The organism is Carboxylicivirga litoralis (assembly GCF_025499605.1).
Taxonomy (GTDB): domain Bacteria; phylum Bacteroidota; class Bacteroidia; order Bacteroidales; family Marinilabiliaceae; genus Carboxylicivirga; species Carboxylicivirga litoralis.
This window is the reverse complement of the sequence record NZ_JAFMVC010000146.1, coordinates 1-347: the sequence shown is the minus strand read 5'-3', so window position 1 is coordinate 347 and position 347 is coordinate 1. Positions and strand designations below refer to the sequence as shown.

At 37.2% G+C, this 347-nt stretch carries 1 protein-coding gene; it reads right to left on the bottom strand.

The features are described 5' to 3' along the window. Positions 1-277, bottom strand: a 277-nt coding sequence (locus J1N10_RS21160; protein ID WP_262328703.1) for a DUF7004 family protein, incomplete at its 3' end; no start/stop codon positions are given. Between the last annotated feature and the right edge of the window lie 70 nt (positions 278-347).

Genomic DNA, 347 nt, shown 5'->3' with positions numbered 1-347 from the left:
CATCATTCCATTTGTAGGACGAAACAATGTTGTCAATCAGTTTAATAACCGAAGAGTCGACCTGCGTAGTAGTTGATTCGTATATTTTTAAGAAGTCCTTGTAAATTTTACCCTGAGGGTAGCGATGTGCCAATAATTGTAAAGCAGTAAAGTATTCTATATCAGAAGGGGCATGCTTATGGTGCTCGTCCACAATATAAACGCACCAATTATCAAAGCTGCCTTTGTCAAAGATGATTTGTTTGTTGAGTTTTAGCTGTTTTACAAGTTCAGACATGGAGCTTTTAGTGTTGGTTAAAAGCCCAATTTACAAGCTTTTATCTTAAAAAGACAGTCGGCTCTTCTCC